Source organism: Novosphingobium sp. B-7 (assembly GCF_000410615.1).
Taxonomy (GTDB): Bacteria; Pseudomonadota; Alphaproteobacteria; order Sphingomonadales; family Sphingomonadaceae; genus Novosphingobium; species Novosphingobium capsulatum.
On record NZ_KE148429.1, the window covers coordinates 1,415 to 2,412 of the forward strand.

At 71.9% G+C, this 998-nt stretch carries 2 protein-coding genes; both read right to left on the bottom strand.

Translation table 11 applies throughout. The annotated features are described in order from the left end of the window. On the bottom strand, window positions 1–631 hold a 631-nt coding region (locus H926_RS28890; protein ID WP_237741102.1), incomplete at its 3' end, for an adenosylcobinamide-GDP ribazoletransferase. Then, on the bottom strand, window positions 628–998 hold a 371-nt coding region (locus tag H926_RS0118690), incomplete at its 5' end, for a histidine phosphatase family protein (RefSeq protein ID WP_022677653.1). The genes H926_RS28890 and H926_RS0118690, both read right to left, overlap by 4 nt.

Consider the following 998-nt stretch of genomic DNA (forward strand, 5'->3'; position numbering starts at 1 on the left):
CGCCGATCCGCACCTTGATCCACCAGCCCCACAGCGCCATGCCCGGCACCGCGATCAGCAAGGCCGGATACCACCAGGCGGCCAGCGCCAGCGCGCCGGCCCACAGCACCAGATCGCGGCGGCGCACCACACCGGCAAAACGCGCCCCCAGCCCGGCGTGCAAGGGCGGCAGCCAGCGCGCCCAGGCAAGCGGGCCAAGGCGTGCGGCGAAAGGCACCCAGACGATGCCCGCCATCATGCCCTGCGCCACCAGCGCATGGAGCAGCACCAGCTTGGCCATGAGTTGCATCACCACCGCCACCACGCCAAAGCTGCCGACGTGCGGATCGGCCAGCACCGCCAGCAACCGCGCGCGATCGCGATGGGCAGCGCCGCTGGCATCGGCCAGATCGGCCAGGCCATCGAGATGCAGCGCGCCCGTCACGGCCACCCATGCCATCAGGCCGGCCATCGCCCCAATCCACGGATCGAGCCACCCACCAGCCCAGGCCGCCCCGGCCACGCAGCCACCCACGATCACGCCCACGGCGGGAAACCACCGTATCGAGGCGGCAAAATCGCCAGCGTCGGCAGCCACGCGCGGCGTGGGCAGGCGGGTGAGGAACTGCGTTGCCAGTAAAAAGCCTTTCATGTGGCCAGCCCCACGATCTGCGCTGAGGGTCGCGCCCCGGGCCAGACCCGCAGGCTGAGCAGCGCGGCATAGGGCAGGTCAAACGCCCAGGCCTGTTCCGACACAAACCCGCACAGCACGGTGAGCGCGGCACGCATCGCGCCACCGTGCGTCACCACCAGGGTGTCGCTGCCGGGCAGATCGGCCAGTGCCGCCGCTACCCGCGCGCGCAGCGCGGACCAGCGCTCTCCACCCGGCGGGGCGTGAGCATCGGGATCGACCCAGAACGCGGTCAGCGCCGCGCAGCTTACCTGCGCGGGGGCGAGACCATCCCAAGCGCCGAAATCCAGCTCGCGCCAGCGCCGGTCCAGCTGCACCGGCAGGGCGC